General features: G+C 71.9%; 3 protein-coding genes. All 3 read left to right on the top strand.

Annotation, left to right across the window (positions count from 1 at the left end):
• On the top strand, positions 1-900 hold a 900-nt coding region (locus RMO85_RS13735; protein WP_310529289.1), incomplete at its 5' end, for an aminotransferase class III-fold pyridoxal phosphate-dependent enzyme.
• Positions 897-1841 (top strand): ornithine carbamoyltransferase, encoded by a 945-nt coding sequence (gene argF, locus RMO85_RS13730; protein WP_310529288.1) that lies wholly within the window; start codon positions 897-899, stop codon positions 1839-1841. The genes RMO85_RS13735 and argF, both read left to right, overlap by 4 nt.
• A complete protein-coding gene (locus RMO85_RS13725; RefSeq protein ID WP_310529287.1) occupies positions 1838-2368 on the top strand; it encodes an arginine repressor in 531 nt (176 codons plus the stop codon). The genes argF and RMO85_RS13725 overlap by 4 nt, the downstream gene beginning before the upstream one ends.
• The last annotated feature ends 55 nt before the right edge of the window (positions 2369-2423 follow it).

Here is a 2423-nt window from a genome sequence, read left to right as displayed (position 1 = left end):
GGGGCACCGGGGCGGGTCTTCTTCACCAACTCCGGCACCGAGGCCAACGAGGCCGCGTTCAAGCTCACCCGGCGCACCGGCCGGACCCACCTCGTCGCCACTGAGGGCGCCTTCCACGGCCGCACCATGGGCGCGCTCGCCCTCACCTCCAAGGCTGCCTACCGGGCGCCGTTCGAGCCGCTCCCGGGCAACGTCACCTTCGTCGCGTACGGCGACGTCGCCGCGCTCTCCGCCGCCGTGACCGACGAGACGGCGGCCGTCGTCCTGGAACCGATCCAGGGCGAAGCCGGCGTCCGGGTGCCCGGCGAGGGCTACCTCGCCGCTGCTCGCCAGATCTGTGACGACCACGGCGCCCTGCTGTGGCTGGACGAGGTCCAGACGGGCATCGGCCGGACCGGTGCCTGGTTCGCCCACCAGCTGCCGAGCGCTCAGGGCATCACGCCCGACATCGTCACCGTGGCGAAGGGGCTCGGCGGCGGGATCCCCATCGGCGCCACCGTCGGGCTCGGAGCCGCGGGTGCGCTGCTCGAGCCCGGCAACCACGGCACGACCTTCGGCGGCAACCCGGTGGCCTGCGCTGCCGCGCTGGCCGTCCTCGACACGATCGAGAAGGACCACCTCCTCGACCACGCCACCGGACTCGGCAAGACCTTGCGTGACGGGCTGGGAGAGGACTCCCGCGTCTGCGAGGCCCGCGGCGCTGGGCTGCTCATCGGCCTCGAGCTCACCGTGGACGCGCCGCAGGTCGTGGCCGCGGCGATGGCCCACGGGTTCCTCCTCAACGCCACCGGTCCCAGCACGATCCGCCTGGTCCCGCCGCTCGTCCTCACCGAGGCCGACGCCCAGAGCCTGATCGAGGCGTGGCCGGCGATCCTGGACGCGAGCGAGGTGCCGTCGTGACCCGTCACCTCCTGGCTGACGACGACCTGACACCCGCGGAGCAGGCCGAGGTGCTCGCGCTGGCCGCCGAGATGAAGAACGACCCCTACGGCTCGATCATCGGCAAGCCGCTCGCCGGTCCCAAGACAGTGGCCCTGGTCTTCGACCGTCCGACGCTGCGTACGCAGGTGTCCTTCACCGCCGGGATCTCCGAGCTCGGCGGCAACCCGATGACCGTCGACGGGGGACTCGCCGCGATGGGCTCGCGTGAGTCCGTCGAGGACGTCGCGCGGGTGCTCGGCCGACAGGCGTCCGCCATCGTCTGGCGCACCGCCGACCAGGCGGACCTCGCGACCATGGCCGACTACGCCGGCGTACCCGTCATCAACGCACTGACCGACGACTTCCACCCGTGCCAGCTGCTGGCCGACCTGATGACAGTCCAGGAGCGCTTCGGCGCGCTGGCCGGCACCCGGGTCGCCTTCGTCGGCGACGGCGCCTGCAACATGGGCAACTCGTGGGTGCTCGCCGGCGCGACGGCCGGCCTGCACGTCGCGGTCGCCTCGCCCGCTGGCTTCGAACCTGCGGCCGAGGTTGTCGAACGAGCACGGGCGATCGCCGCGGTGACCGGCGGCAGCGTCGTCATCGCCAACGATCCGGTCGGCGTCGTGGCCGATGCCCAGGTCGTGGTCACCGACACGTGGGTCTCGATGGGTCGCGAGGAGGAGGCCGCCGACCGGCAGCAGCTCTTCGCGCCGTACGCCGTCACCAGCGAGCTGCTCGGCAGGGCGGCACCCGACGCCATCGTGCTGCACTGCCTGCCGGCCTACCGCGGCAAGGAGATCACCGCCGAGGTGATCGACGGCCCGCAGAGTGCGGTGTGGGACGAGGCCGAGAACCGTCGGCACGCGCAGAAGGCCGTCCTGGCCTGGCTGCTGTCGCACAGCGAGGTGGCCGGATGAGCAGCTCAGCCGTCAGCCCGATGACGAAGAACGCCCGCCACCAGCGGATCATCGACCTCGTCTCCACGCACGCCGTCCGCTCGCAGACCGAGCTGGCCGAGATGCTCGCGCAGCACGACGTCCACGTCACCCAGGCCACGCTCAGCCGTGACCTCGTCGAGCTCGACGCCGTCAAGGTGCGCAGCCCCGAAGGGGTGCTGGTCTACGCCGTCCCCGCCGAGGGCGGAGACCGCAGCCCGACGGGCCCCCGCGAGTCGGCCGGCGCCCGCGAACGGCTTGCGCGCCTGTGCGCCGAGCTGCTGGTGAGCGTCGACGCGAGCGCCAACCTCGTCGTGCTCCGCACCCCTCCGGGCGCGGCCCAGTTCCTGGCCAGCGCCTTCGACAAGGCCGACCTGGGAGACGTGCTCGGCACCATCGCCGGGGACGACACCGTCCTCGTCATCAGCAGAGATCCATCCGGCGGCGACACCCTCGCGCGCCGTTTCCTCGAGTTCGCCAATCATCAGACTGCAAAGGATGACCAGTAAGTGAGCAAGGTCCTCACCTCCCTCCCCGTCGGCGAACGCGTCGGCATCGCCTTCT

It is taken from the genome of Nocardioides sp. (genome assembly GCF_031422975.1).
Taxonomy (GTDB): Bacteria; Actinomycetota; Actinomycetes; order Propionibacteriales; family Nocardioidaceae; genus Nocardioides.
Note: the sequence above shows the minus strand (reverse complement) of the source record. Positions and strands in the feature narration are given on the sequence as shown.

Bases quoted from the DNA above. Each gene is read 5' to 3' on its own strand.
- RMO85_RS13725 (WP_310529287.1), top strand. From the start codon at position 1,838: ATGAGCAGCTCAGCCGTCAGCCCGATGACGAAGAACGCCCGCCACCAG.